The sequence below is a fragment of the Caballeronia sp. TF1N1 genome, from assembly GCF_022878925.1.
In the GTDB taxonomy this organism is placed as follows: Bacteria; Pseudomonadota; Gammaproteobacteria; order Burkholderiales; family Burkholderiaceae; genus Caballeronia.
The window spans coordinates 1,676,645-1,689,467 of sequence record NZ_CP084626.1 but is presented as its reverse complement, the minus strand read 5'-3'; the positions used below and the strand labels follow the sequence as shown (position 1 = coordinate 1,689,467).

Here is a 12,823-nt window from a genome sequence, read left to right as displayed (position 1 = left end):
GCTTCAACGAACCTCATCACGATGATTCAGCGTAAAACGTTTGCGTGACAATTGATGGTTTGGTGCTTTGCGACAACGCCGAATTACGCGGAGGGAAGAATTCAGAAATGTTTCATCGAGGACAACTTCGAGCGCTTGTGTGTCGCGTGAAGCGTTGAACACAGCGCAAAGCAGCGTGAGATTTGACTAACACACTTGGCGTGCCATGTCGCCGAGAGATTGGAGCAAGCAGAAAACCCCTTGAAATAAGGCTCGAAATGAGGGCGCCGCAAAGGGCGCATCTCATGAATCATGCTATGAAATGTTCAACAGACTATAGCGGCGAGAGGCGGCACTACGCGCGAATACGCATCTTCGAGAACATCGAAAGAGGCTTCGCAAAGCTCGTGATGGTGTCGTGAAAGCGAGCGAGCGAGACGGCATTGCATGACCATGGTCTCGCTTGCGATCTTGCGGGCGCTGGTATGCGTTTGCACGGGTATGTCGAAGCCTTGCTCGCGCATCCATTGCAGGTAGTGCGCAAGCAGTTCGAAGTTCGCGCCGAGCTGTCGCATTACGTTTGCGAAGTAGAGCTGCGTGTAAGCGTCACCGCGCGCGAGCATGGCATCGACATGTTCGGGAAAGGCAGCACGCCAGCGCGTGATCGGATTGTGCAAAGGACGTCGCAGCAAATGCGCGCACAACAGATCGGCCGATGCTTCCGCCAGGGCCGTTCCGGTAAGCGGTTCACGTACACGCTTGACGAACTCGACATGCGGGAAAAGTGTCGCGGCCAACGTGCTTGCGTCGCTGGCGGGCAAGCCCAGCACGCCGTTGTAGTCATCGCCATCGAGCAGATGGTAGCCCGTGTGATGAAAGTAGCCGAGACGCCGCGCATTGGGATCGATCACATCGATGCCGATAGTCGTCTTCGCATGCTCGCGATGGTAAGAAGCCGACCGCGTGTCGGGCAAGAAGAACGCATCCGTTTCGATCAGCACGGTGTTTGCGCGGCGCGTCTGCACGAGCGCGCGTTCTTCGAGCGAATGGAAGATCGAAAGCTCCTGCACTTGCAGGCCGTAAAGCTTTTCGATGTCTTCCGGTGTCATGCGGCCGAGCGTGAACTGGTCGTCCTCGAAGTCTTGCGCGACGCTATACGCGAGTGCCGCGCGCGGTTCGAGACCATTGCCATGCAGAAGCTCGATCCAGAGATCGACGGGTCCCGCGCCGTCGCGCCAGATGCGCTCGCCACGATGCAACGCATGCGCGTGATGCCGCCGCGCGCGCAGGCGCAAGGGGTCGAGTTGCACGACGCGCGAACGGCCTGCGTCGGAACCCGTCACACCGCCGGTGTGGAACGCGTTCATGCGTTGACCTCTGAGCAGTAAGGACGGCGTCCGATACCGCCCGTGCGGTCGGGCATGCAGTCATTTTTGCTTTCGTTTTTTTGCGCGCCCGAGTCGCGGTCGACGGCGGTAAGCATCTCGATTTTCCCATGAAGGTGCCGCATGAAGCGAGCGCTATCGGTGCATGCGAATGCACGAAATCGCGCCGGGTGCACGGTTGCATGCACTTATGGGCGGCGAACGGTGCATCGCGGCCCGTGTATGCGGTTTTAGGTTCGAAGGCGTCTTTTTCCCCGAGACGCCTTGCGTGCGGTTGGCCTTATTTGACGGGGCTGCAAGGGCTATCGTCGGTGCGCCGCCGCACGGAATGTTGGCTCACCGGGACGTAACGTGTGATGGTCGCCACGCCGGTTTTATCCGGCCCGAGCATGGAGAATAAAACGATGAACTGGAAAGCCCTTGATTTCGAACAGCTCACTGCGCGAGAGCTTTATCTGATTCTGCGCGCACGCAGTGCGGTGTTCGTCGTCGAACAGTCGCATGTGCACCTCGATCCCGATGGCCGCGATGAAAGCGGCGTGCATGTCTTCGCAGCCGAAGACATGACTCGTTCGATGCCCGTGCTCGCCTATGCGCGCATTCACGAAGGCGACGCCGAAGACCCGGAAGTCGTCGTCGACAAGATCTTGACGAGCCCGCTGCGTCGCGGCGACGGCACGGCGCATGCGCTCATCGAACGCGTGCTCGAAGTGACCGCGGAACGTTGGCCCGGACGCGGCGTGCGCCTCACGGCGCCTGTGAGTCTGCGCGGCTTTTACGAAGCGTTCGGCTTTCGCAAGACCGAAGGTCCGTTCCTCGAACACGGCATGCCGTACATCGGTCTGACGCGAAAGAGCCGTCAGACGGCGCGCGAAACGGCGAGCGCCAGCAAGGCGCAACTGCACGCCAATACCTACGAGTTGCTGTAAGCAGCTTTGCGCGCGCTGCTTGGCCGTAAAGGCGGCGCGCGCGATCCAACGAATTCCACGCTGTAAAAACGAAAGGCAATCCAGGACACGCGGGCCGACCAAGGTCGCGCGTGCCGAACCCACATGCGAATAGTCCATCTAGCCAACCACGCACAGACGATTGGCAACGGCACCGTCAACATGATGGTGGATCTCGCCTGCATGCAGGCGCGCATGGGGCAGGAGGTAATCGTGGCGTCATCCGGCGGCGGATTCGAGCCGCTTTTGCGACGTCACGGCATCACGCATATTCCGTTGCAACAGTCGCGCCAGCCTTGGCGCGTCCCGTCGATGATCGCGGGCTTCAATCGCCTTATCGACCGATTCGATCCCGATATCGTGCACGCGCACATGATGACGGGCGCATTGATCTCGCGCTTTGGCAGCATGCGCCGCCGCTTCGCGCTCGTCACGACCGTGCACCATGAATTGCAGAAGAGCGCGTCGCTGGTGCGCTCGGGCGATCGCATGGTCGCCGTGAGCGATGCGGTCGCGAAGGATCTCGTCGCGCGCGGTATCGGGGCCGAGCGGCTTTCGGTCGTGCGCAATGGTGCGATAGGCGCGCCGCGGCTCGTGTGCCGTCCCGCGCCGAAACCCCTGCGTTTGAAGCATCCGAACGTGGTTTGCGTGGCGGGGATGTATCGAAGAAAGGGTATTACCGATTTGCTGCATGCATTCGCGCTGTTGCGCGAGCAATCGATGCACGACCGGGAATTCATACCGGAGCCGCATCTGTACCTGGTGGGCGACGGGCCCGATCGCGGCGCAATGGAAACGCTCGCCGCCGAGCTGGATCTGGGCGCGACGGTGCATTTCACCGGCTTTGTTGCGGACCCGCGTCCGTATCTCGCCGAAGCCGATGTCTTCGCGTTGCTGTCGCTTCAGGACCCGAGTCCGCTCGTGATCGCCGAGGCGCGCGAGGCAGGGTGCGCGATCGTTGCCACGCGTATCGGCGGTATCCCCGAATTACTCGATGGCGGCGCGGCGGGCGTGCTCGTGCCCGATGGCAATTCGGCCGAGGCGGCGGCGAAACTGCGCTGGCTGCTGCTCGACTCGCAGGCGCGCGGCCAACTGTCGGCGCGCGCGCGACAGAATCTGCATCAGCTTTCAGTCGAGCGCGTAAGCAACGAATACCTGACGATCTATCAGGAAACGCTCGCGGAACGCGCTTCGCAACGGCCGCGTGCGATGCCGGTCGGCCCGCGTCGCACGCGCGCGCGCGATGGCGCCGTATGAGCGAATAGACCGACGAATGAACTAAGTGGTGCACGACGAAAACGCGCATACGTACCGCATAAAGCGCGCGAGTGTCATACAAAAGGGGTATCGAATCGGGCGAGCGTTCGCGGTCGCACAGAACGCATACGAGATGCTTGCTCAAATGCTTGCATGACCGGTTCGCATTTCGGACGGACCGCAAAAAAACGCTCGCGCCGCGCTGCGACGTCGCCATTCTTCAGTTTCCCTGACGAATGCTGGCGCGCGCGCGGCGCGAGTGCAGCACTCAGGGCATGCAGCAAGAAGGGCGGCGACGTGGCGATTGCACCCCGTCAGAGGGAATACCCTGTCAGGAAATTCCCAACTGGTTTTCGGTGCAACGAAGACGCAACGTATCAGGCACGACGACCGGACCAGTCGGTTGTCGCCGTGCCTCGGCGCCTCTGAGCAAACAGCGTGTTCACGACGAACACACATGGCTACGGACAGGCGACAAAGGGGAGAAGCGAGATGGATGAAAACAAAGAGCGATCGCTGGTGGCGAAGGTCATGGACGGACTCGTCTCAGGGATCGTCGAGCAGAAATATGGGGCGATATTGCCGCCGCAGGACATCCTCTCGAAGGAGTTCGACGTAAGTCGGACCGTCATGCGTGAAGCGCTCTCCATGCTGCTCGCGCGGCATATGCTGGACGTGCGGCCGAAAACCGGCACGCGCATCCGGCCGATGAGCGACTGGCGCCTGATCGACGAAGATGTCGTGAGCTGGCGTTTTCGCGCGAAGCCCGATCAGACGTTTCTGCGCGATGTAATCGAATTCCGCATGCTGATCGAGCCCCGTGCCGCCGCGCTGGCAGCAGCCCGCGCGACGCCTGACGAGATCGCCGGCATTCGCGATGCCTTCGACGCGCTTTCGCAATTGCAGGTTGGCGAGCCGGAATATCAGGCCGCCGACGAAGTGCTGCATACGCGTATCGTGGCGGCGAGCGGCAATCAGTTCTTTCGCCAGATGACGGCGATCGTGCGCGGTGCGCTCGTGACGGTGAATCCGATCGTCGACGGCATCGAGTCGGTGCGCGAAGCGACGCTTGCGGCGCAGCGGCTCGTGGTCGAAGCCATCGAATCGAAAGATACCGATGCAGCCGAGCGCGCGACGCGCGCACTCGTCGACCTCGCGGCGGAAGAAGTGGGCCGCGCGTTCTCGCTCGAGCGCTCGAGCCCGCAGTATCCGGCGCAGCCGCCGAGCGTGAATGCTCCGGCAGGCGCGTAACGGCGTCCGTATCGCGTGAAAAGCCGGGACCTGTCCCGGCTTTTTGCATTTGGCCGCGCGGTTCCTTGAGGCACAATGCCTCCCACGATGAACATCTCGCGGGAGACCGGCTTTGAGCAATACCGAAACGAACACGACGACGAACACGGGAAAGACGAACGCGATCCGCTGGGGCATCGTGGGTGCGGGACGCATTGCACGGCGCTTTGCCGAAAGCCTGGGGCATGTCGATGGCGCGGCACTCGCGGGCGTCTGGTCACGACGCGCCGAACCCGCTCGCGCGCTGGCGGCACCGCATGGCGCGCGCGCCTTCGACGACCTCGACGCCATGTTCGGCGAGATCGACGCGGTCTATATCGCGACCATGCAGGACAGTCATCCCGAATACGCGCTGCGTGCCTTCGCAGCGGGCAAGGCCGTGCTCTGCGAGAAACCGGCCGCCGTGAACGCGCGCACCTTGCAGATCATGATCGACGCCGCGCGCGCGTCCAAGCTGCTTTTCATGGAAGCGATGAAGCCGCCGTTCTATCCGCTTTATCGCCGCTTGCGCGAGCATCTTGCGCGCGATCCCATCGGCGAGATCGGACTCGTGCGCGCGGGCTGTTCGATAGCCGGCGTGCCGCTCGATCATCCGTCGTTCTCACTCGAAGCGGGCGGCGGCGCGTTGCTCGATATCGGCGTCTACGAAGCGTTTCTGGCGGTCGACTGGCTCGGCGAGGCGCTCGACGTGCAGACGATCGGCCGCGTGGGCGAAACGGGCGTGGATGTCTTCGCGAGCCTCAACGTGCGCCACGAGCGCGGCATCGCGCAGATATTCTGCGGGCTCGATCTGCAAGGTCGTGGCGATGCACTCATCGGCGGCACTCAAGGCACGGTGACGATCCACGAGAACTGGTGGAACCCGGCGCGCGCGAGCATCGTTTATACGGACGGACGCCGCGTCGAACTCGACGAGCCTTTCAGCGGCGGCGGCCTGAACTACGAGACCGCGCACTTCTGCGAGCTGCTGCGCGCGGGCGCCACCGAAAGCCCGATCATGCCGCACGCCATGTCGATGCGCATGATCGCCATCATCGATGCCGCGCGGCGCGATCTGAACGTGCGCTTCCCGTTCGAGGCAGATTAGCGTTCGCCGCCCGTGCAGCTCAATGCCGGCCCGGCAGCGCGAGGCGTCTTTCGAACCTGCGCTGCACGAATTCCAGCACGCTGCAGAGCACCCAATAGACGAACGCCGCCGCGAGATAAAGCGGCAACGGCTGATACGTCGCCGCGATCACTTCCTGCGCGCTGCGCAGCAACTCCGTCACGGTGATGACCGAGACGAGCGACGTATCCTTGATCAGGCTGATGAGACTGTTCGACAAACTCGGCACCGCAATGCGCAAGGCTTGCGGCCCGACCACGTAACGCAGCGTCTGCGCGCGCGACAAACCGAGACTGTAGGCGGCGAGCCATTGCCCGTTGGGGATGCCGAGAATCGCGCCGCGCATGCTTTCCGAAAGATACGCCGCGACGTTCGCCGACAGCGCGATCACGCCCGCGGGCGTCGGGTCGAGCGAAATGCCGAGGCTCGGCAGGCCGTAGTAGATCACGAAGATCTGCACGAGCAGCGGCGTGCCGCGCATCACGCTCACATAGCAGCGGCCGATGGCGACGAGCGCGCGGCTGCGGCTTATGCCCATCAACGCCAGGACGACGCCCGCGATGAGTCCGAAGAACATCGAATAGAGCGCGAACTTGATCGTCAGTAGCGCGCCTTGCGCCAGCACCGGGGCCGATTGAACGAGCAGGGAGGTCGTGGACATGAACGGGAAGCAGGAAGGAGAGCGGGCAGGTTGCCGCGCAAAGCGCACATCATAAACCGCGCGCGAAAAAGACAAGGGCGACACCGTCAGACGATGCCGCCCTCGAGCCGCGCGTTACGCTCGTAACGTCCGCAACGCCTTTCGGCGCGCGGGAACGAGGCTTACTTCGCGGGCTTGGTCACGTCGATACCGAACCACTTCTGCGAGATCTTCGTGAACGTGCCGTCCTGTTCGAGCTGGGTCATGGCGTCGTCGATCGCCTTGGCGAACTTCGGGTTGCCCTTCTTGAACGGAATGCCGGACGGGCTGCCCTTGTCGAGATTCGCGCCCGTGCGCAGCGGCAGTTGCGAGTTCTTCAGCAGATAGGCGAGCATCAGACGGTCGTTGAGCGCGGCGTCCAGACGGCCGGCTGCCAGATCGCGCAAATATTCGGGCGCGCCCGGATACGTCTTCACATCGATACCCGGCACCGACTTCGCCATGTCCATGTAGTTCGTGCCGAGACCGACGCCGAGCTTCTTGCCCTTCAGTTCGTCGAGCGTCTTGAATTCGCGCTTGTCATCCGCGCGCTGGATCAGCTGCGCGTTCGAGTACGTGTAGGCGGGCGAGAAGTCGAGCGTGGCCTTGCGCGCATCGGTGATACCGACTTGATTCACGATCACGTCGAACTTGCCAGCCTGCAGACCCGCGATGATGCCGCTCCACTCCGTCGTCACGAACTCGGGCTTCACGCCGAGCTTGGCGGCAACCGCCTTGGCGATATCCACGTCGTAACCGACCAGCTCGCCTTGCGGCGACTTCGAGTTGAACGGGGGGAAGGTGCCCTCCAGACCGACGCGCAGCGTGCCGCGTTGCTTGACGGAATCGAGCAGGTCTTCGGCATGCGCCGCAGCCGACAGGGACGCGCCGATCAGACCGGCGACGAGCACTTTCTTGAGCGTGGACAGTTTCATCGTGTTTTATTCCTCTTGAATGGCATCGCGACGGCGAGCCGTGCTTTGCAGGTGCGGCATCATAGATAAAAGGCAAGCGATGCGTAAGATCGTTTGCTTATTTCCATATTCCTACGCGAGGGCTTCGACGCACTCGCGCACGAGCGCCGGTCCCTTGTAGATCAGCCCCGTATAAATCTGCACGAGCGATGCTCCCGCCGCGAGCTTCGCGCGCGCGTCCTCGCCCGAGAAAATTCCGCCCACGCCGATGATCGGCACATCCGCGCCCAGTTCGGCGCGCAGCTTGCGGATCACCACGTTGGACGCATCGAAGACGGGGCGGCCCGACAGGCCTCCGGTTTCCTCGCCGTGCCGCATGCCGCTGACGGCGGTGCGCGAGAGCGTGGTGTTGGTGGCGATCACGCCGTCGATACCGTGCGTGAGGACGGTTCCGGCGATCGACTTGATCTGCTCGTCGTCGAGATCGGGCGCGATCTTGAGCGCGAGCGGCACGAGCTTGCCGTGAAGATCGGACAGACGCTGCTGCTTGTCCTTGAGCGCGCCGAGCAGCGAATCCAGTTCGCCCGCGCCCTGTAGCTGCCGCAGATTCTTCGTGTTCGGCGACGAGATATTGATCGTCACGTAGCTCGCGAACGGATAGACGCGTTCGAGGCAGTACAGATAGTCATCGGCGGCGCGTTCTATCGGGGTATCGGCGTTCTTGCCGATATTGAGCCCCAGGATGCCGCGATAGCGCGCCGCCTGCACGTTGGCGACGAACTGTTCGACGCCGCCGTTGTTGAAGCCCATGCGGTTGATCAGCGCGCCCGCTTCCGGCAGCCGGAAAATGCGCGGCCGCGGGTTGCCCGGCTGCGCGCGCGGCGTGACCGTGCCCACTTCGATGAAGCCGAAGCCGAGCGCCGCCAGTCCGTCGATGCACGCGCCGTCCTTGTCCAGTCCCGCCGCGAGACCGACGGGATTGCGGAACGCGAGGCCCATCACGTTGCGCGGCGAGTCGGGGCCGCGTTTGGCAAGCATGCCGGCGAGTCCGGTGCGGCCGGCCGCGCCCAGCATGCGCAGGGTGAGGTGATGAGCGTCTTCCGCGTCCATCTTGAACAGATGCGAGCGCGCGAGCGGGTAAAGGGAGCTGAACACGAAGTGAACGCCTGCGACGGCGAGTTTTTTGAGACCCGCTATTTTAGCGGCTTTGCAGAGGGCGCCGGAGTGGATGGTTGCGGCGCGAGTTTTTGTCGGCGAGGTGCGGCGATTCGGGGAAGCGGTTGTTTCCTGCCGATGGGGCTTTCCGAACGTCAAGCGCAAGGTTGCCGCGCGCGAGGCGCTTGCTACTTCGGCTGACTCACGTTGTGGATGCGGCCCGGCATCGGCAAGGTCCCGGCGGAAAGCGTCGTTGCGGGATCGAGCGGTGACCAGCGGCCATCGATCAGCCCTTCCAGCGGCCGGAAGTTGGCCTTGTACGCCATCTTTTCGCTTTCGCGAATCCAGTAGCCGAGATACACGTGCGGCAAGTCGAGGCTCTTCGCCTGCTCGATCTGCCAGAGGATGTTGAACGTGCCGAAGCTCGTGTGCGGCAGGCCCGGCTCGAAGAACGTGTACACGGACGAAAGCCCGTCGCCGAGAATGTCGATCATGCTGATCATGCGCAATGCGCCGGGCGTGTCCGCGTTGCCCGGCTCGCGGAATTCGACGAGCCTCGAGTTGATCCTGCTTTGCAGCAAAAACTGTTCGTACTGGTCGCGGCTGTCGCGATCCATGCCGCCACCCGCGTGCCGCGCCGATTGATAGCGCATATAAAGCGCGTAGTGCTCTTCGTCGTAATGCAGCGGCGCGACGCTCGCGACGAGATTGCCGTGCTGCTTCCAGACGCGCCGTTGCGTGCGGTTCGGGGCGAAGCGCGCCACCGGCACGCGCACCGGCACGCAGGCACGGCAACCGTCGCAATACGGGCGATACGTGAACACGCCCGAACGCCGGAAGCCGGCTTTGACGAGTTCGGTGTAGACGTCGGAATTGATGAGATGGCTGGGCGTCGCGACTTGCGAGCGTGCCACGCGTCCTTCCAGATAACTGCAAGGATAGGGCGCTGTTGCATAGAATTGCAGCGCGGAAAGCGGTGACAGCGGCAGCTCGTTCGGATGTGTCACGTTGGCGGCTCTCGTATCGCGGGCGTCTCGTCGTTGCTGGTTTCTGGTTGCCTGGTTGATGCCTGTCCGGTGCCTGGTTCCGTTCCGGTGTCCTTGCGTCGTCTAGCGCTCGATCAGTTCCGCGAGAACCGATTTATCGAAACGCCAGGGAATCGGCGCATCTTCGACCGCGTGACGCAGATGCGTGACGAACGCGCGGCGGCCGATCTCGCGGCCGCCCAGCGACGCCAGATGCGCCGTATTCTGCTGACAGTCTATCATCCCAATTTTATGGCGGCGCAAGTGCGCGACGAGCGCGGCGAGGGCGATTTTCGAGGCATCGGTCTTGTGCGCGAACATCGATTCGCCGAAGAACATCTTGCCGAACGACACGCCATAAAGCCCGCCGACGCGCCGCCCGTCGAACCACGTTTCGACGCTGTGCGCCTTGCCCGCGCGATGCAGCGTCGAGTACGCCTCAACGATTTCGGAAGTGATCCACGTGCCGCGCTGACCGTCGCGCGGCGTGTCGGCGCACGCGTGCATCACGGCGGCGAAATCGTCGTCCACGCGCACTTCCCAGAGCGGCTCGCGCGACACGCGTTTGAGCGTCTTGCGCAGCGAATCGGAGACTTTGAACTCGTCCGGAATCAGCACCATGCGTGGATCGGGACTCCACCACAGCACGGGCTGACCGTCCGAATACCACGGAAAGATGCCGCGCCGGTAGGCATCGACGAGACGCGCGGGCAAAAGCTCCGCGCTCGCGGCGAGCAGACCCGGCGCGCCGCTCGATGCGCCGAGCGCGCGCTCGACGGGCGGGAACGGATCGTCGTCGGCGAGCCAGGGAACCATGGTCGAAGCAGTCGATGCGCGAGGCGCTCAGCCTTCGCGCAGCGTGCGGAAGATGTCGCCCGTGTGCAGCGTGAAGTTGCCCGCGGCGCGGTCGGCGAAGAAGAAACGCAGCGTCTGGCCGACGGTCGGAAAGGCGATTTCGTCCCACGGAATCTCGCTTTCCTCGAAAAGACGCACTTCGAGACTTTCCTCGCCGGCGTCGATTTCGATATCGAGCAGACGCGCGAGATAGAACAGATGCACCTGATGCACGTGCGGCACGTTGAGCAGCGTGAAAAGACTTTGAATCTCGACGCGCGCGCCTGCTTCCTCGAGTGTTTCGCGCGATGCGCCTTCGCTCGTGGTCTCGTCCATTTCCATGAAGCCTGCCGGCAAGGTCCAGTAGCCGTAGCGCGGCTCGATTGCCCGGCGGCACAAGAGCACCTTGTCGTCCCACACCGGCACCGTGCCGACGACGTTGCGCGGATTCTGGTAGTGAACGGTGCCGCAACTGCCGCAAACGAAGCGCTCGCGGTTGTCGCCAGGCGGGACCGAAAGGGCGACCTCGTGGCCGCAGACGGAACAGAATTTCATGGAAATGGACGTGGGAAGTGTGGTGCGAGTGTATCACCGGCTCGGGGGTCGTCATGAAGGGCGGGTGAGGCGGAAAGCGGGGGCGCGATCGGTTGGTCGGGCGGAGCGCGCGCAGGCGACGCGAACGAAGTGAACGAAGCGAACGAAGCGAACGAAGCGAACGAAGCGAACGAAGCGAACGAAGCGAACGACACGAACGACACGAACGACACGAACGACACGAACGACACGAACGACACGAACGACACGAACGACACGAACGACACGAACGACACGAACGACCGCGAACGACACGAACGACACGAACGACACGAACGACCGCGAACGCCAGAGCGCTTCGCCTCACCGCCCATCTCGCTACAATGGTTGGCTGACGTTGCCAGCTACTCCCCATTCACGATTGACGGGCGCATCGCTCCGTACGAACTCCATGTCCACTTCTCCTCGTCCCCCGATGCTCGCGACCGCGCAAGCGCTCGGCCTTCTCCTCGACGCCGCGCATCGGGTCGATGGCACCGAGCGCATCGATACGCTCGATGCCGCGGCGTCGCTCGGCCGCGTTCTCGCCGCCGATGTCACGTCGCCGCTAGACGTTCCGCCAATGCACACCAGCTCGATGGACGGTTACGCCGTCCGCGCCGCCGATCTCGCCGGCGCGAGCGAGGCCGCGCCGCGCGCGCTGCCGGTGTCGCAACGCATTCCGGCCGGCCACGCCGCCGCGCCGCTCACGGCAGGCACGGCCGCGCGCATCTTCACCGGCGCGACGGTGCCTCCGGGCGCCGATACCGTCGTCATGCAGGAAATGGCGCGTGCGGCGGACGACGGCAGCATCGCGTTCGCGCACGCGCCCGCAGCCGGCGAATGGATCACGCAACAAGGCGCGGACATCCGCGGCGGTTCGGTGATCCTGCCTGCGGGCACGCGCCTCACGCCGCAAGCGTTGGGTCTCGCGGCATCGGTCGGTTGCGGCGCGCTCGATGTCGTGCGGCGCGTGCGCGTCGCCATCTTCTTCACCGGCGACGAACTGCGCATGCCCGGCGAGCCGCTCGCGCCCGGCGCCATCTACAACTCGAATCGCTTCGTGCTGCGCTCGCTGCTTGCGAAACTCGGTTGCGACGTGACCGACCTCGGGATCGTGCCGGATCGTCTCGACGCAACGCGCGAAACCCTGCGCCGCGCGGCCGGGGAACACGATCTGATTCTGACGTGCGGCGGGGTATCGGTCGGCGAGGAAGATCACGTGAAACCGGCGGTGGAAGCCGAAGGACGCATCGCCATGTGGCAGATCGCGATGAAGCCCGGCAAGCCGCTCGCGTTCGGCAACGTGCGACGTTCGGATGCCGCGCTCGGCGAAGCATATTTCATCGGCCTGCCGGGAAATCCGGTGTCGAGCTTTTGCACCTTCTTGCTGTTCGTGCGGCCGTTCCTGCTGCGGCTGGCAGGCGCGAGCGACGTCGCGCCGCGCGTCTACTCGATGCGTGCCGACTTCAGCCAAAAGAAGGGCGACCGCCGCAACGAGTTCCTGCGCGCGCGCGTGAACGACGCGGGCGGCCTCGATCTCTTTCCCAATCAAAGCAGCGCCGTGCTGACTTCGACCGTGTGGGGCGACGGCCTCATCGACAATCCGCCGGATCACGCCATCCGCGCGGGCGAGACGGTGCGCTTCATTCCCTTTTCAGAGTTGATGCGGTAGAAGGC

At 63.5% G+C, this 12,823-nt stretch carries 12 protein-coding genes; 5 read left to right on the top strand and 7 right to left on the bottom strand.

What is annotated here, in order from left to right:
* Window positions 1-305: 305 nt before the first annotated feature.
* Entirely contained in the window at window positions 306-1,346 is a 1,041-nt protein-coding gene (locus LDZ28_RS07815; RefSeq protein WP_244825376.1) for a DUF1839 family protein, read from the bottom strand.
* A gap of 422 nt (window positions 1,347-1,768) precedes the next feature.
* Between LDZ28_RS07815 and LDZ28_RS07810 the strand changes: the two genes are divergently transcribed.
* The 4 genes from LDZ28_RS07810 to LDZ28_RS07795 all read left to right on the top strand — a co-directional run bounded on the left by LDZ28_RS07810 (window position 1,769) and on the right by LDZ28_RS07795 (window position 5,945).
* Window positions 1,769-2,293, top strand: a complete 525-nt coding sequence (locus LDZ28_RS07810) for a GNAT family N-acetyltransferase (protein WP_244825375.1) — start codon at window positions 1,769-1,771, stop codon at window positions 2,291-2,293.
* A gap of 123 nt (window positions 2,294-2,416) precedes the next feature.
* Window positions 2,417-3,568 carry a glycosyltransferase family 4 protein gene (locus LDZ28_RS07805; protein ID WP_244825374.1) on the top strand — a complete coding sequence of 384 codons (1,152 nt, stop codon included), beginning with the start codon at window positions 2,417-2,419 and terminating at the stop codon, window positions 3,566-3,568.
* Window positions 3,569-4,060: 492 nt separating this feature from the next.
* The gene (locus tag LDZ28_RS07800) at window positions 4,061-4,819 is read left to right on the top strand and encodes a FadR/GntR family transcriptional regulator (protein ID WP_244825373.1); all 759 of its coding nucleotides are present in this window, start codon (window positions 4,061-4,063) and stop codon (window positions 4,817-4,819) included.
* Window positions 4,820-4,931: 112 nt separating this feature from the next.
* The gene (locus LDZ28_RS07795; protein ID WP_244825372.1) at window positions 4,932-5,945 is read left to right on the top strand and encodes a Gfo/Idh/MocA family protein; all 1,014 of its coding nucleotides are present in this window, start codon (window positions 4,932-4,934) and stop codon (window positions 5,943-5,945) included.
* A gap of 19 nt (window positions 5,946-5,964) precedes the next feature.
* On the opposite strand, the gene LDZ28_RS07790 is transcribed toward LDZ28_RS07795, so the two are convergent.
* The 6 genes from LDZ28_RS07790 to LDZ28_RS07765 form a co-directional block, all read right to left on the bottom strand.
* Window positions 5,965-6,624, bottom strand: a complete 660-nt coding sequence (locus LDZ28_RS07790) for an amino acid ABC transporter permease (RefSeq protein WP_244825371.1) — start codon at window positions 6,622-6,624, stop codon at window positions 5,965-5,967.
* Between the two features lie 161 nt (window positions 6,625-6,785).
* On the bottom strand, window positions 6,786-7,577 hold the full coding sequence (locus tag LDZ28_RS07785) for a transporter substrate-binding domain-containing protein (protein ID WP_244825370.1): 792 nt from the start codon (window positions 7,575-7,577) through the stop codon (window positions 6,786-6,788).
* Window positions 7,578-7,688: 111 nt separating this feature from the next.
* Window positions 7,689-8,711 carry a quinone-dependent dihydroorotate dehydrogenase gene (locus tag LDZ28_RS07780; RefSeq protein ID WP_244825369.1) on the bottom strand — a complete coding sequence of 341 codons (1,023 nt, stop codon included), beginning with the start codon at window positions 8,709-8,711 and terminating at the stop codon, window positions 7,689-7,691.
* Window positions 8,712-8,899: 188 nt separating this feature from the next.
* Window positions 8,900-9,718, bottom strand: coding sequence for an arginyltransferase (locus LDZ28_RS07775; protein WP_244825368.1), 819 nt, complete (start codon window positions 9,716-9,718; stop codon window positions 8,900-8,902).
* Between the two features lie 102 nt (window positions 9,719-9,820).
* Window positions 9,821-10,552, bottom strand: coding sequence for a leucyl/phenylalanyl-tRNA--protein transferase (aat, locus tag LDZ28_RS07770; RefSeq protein WP_244825367.1), 732 nt, complete (start codon window positions 10,550-10,552; stop codon window positions 9,821-9,823).
* A gap of 27 nt (window positions 10,553-10,579) precedes the next feature.
* Window positions 10,580-11,125: an NUDIX hydrolase gene (locus LDZ28_RS07765; protein WP_244825366.1), complete on the bottom strand. Its 546-nt coding sequence runs from the start codon at window positions 11,123-11,125 to the stop codon at window positions 10,580-10,582.
* A 430-nt stretch (window positions 11,126-11,555) separates the two neighbouring features.
* Here LDZ28_RS07765 and glp point away from each other — a divergent pair, with 430 nt between their 5' ends.
* A complete protein-coding gene (gene glp / locus LDZ28_RS07760) occupies window positions 11,556-12,818 on the top strand; it encodes a gephyrin-like molybdotransferase Glp (RefSeq protein WP_244825365.1) in 1,263 nt (420 codons plus the stop codon).
* The last annotated feature ends 5 nt before the right edge of the window (window positions 12,819-12,823 follow it).